The 215-nt window shown below is 68.4% G+C and carries 1 protein-coding gene; it reads left to right on the top strand.

The window, feature by feature from the left end; all coding sequences use genetic code 11:
* Nucleotides 1–215, top strand: a 215-nt coding sequence (locus B2284_RS11150) for an MFS transporter (RefSeq protein ID WP_286697521.1), incomplete at both ends; no start/stop codon positions are given.

The raw sequence follows: 215 nt of genomic DNA on the forward strand, positions 1-215 counted from the left end.
GTGCCGCTGCTCATCACCGGACGCCTCGGTGACCGTTTCGGCCCGAAGAACCTCTACCTCATCGGCCTGGCCGTGTTCACGTTGTCGTCGGCCGCGTGCGGCTTCGCCCCGAATGTCGGCGTCCTCATCGCCGCGCGCGTCGTCCAGGGTCTCGGTGCGGCGATCATGACGCCGCAGACGATGGCCATCATCACGCGCATCTTCCCCGCGGACGG

The sequence above is a fragment of the Dermacoccus sp. UBA1591 genome, from assembly GCF_002322065.1.
GTDB lineage: Bacteria > Actinomycetota > Actinomycetes > Actinomycetales > Dermatophilaceae > Dermacoccus > Dermacoccus nishinomiyaensis.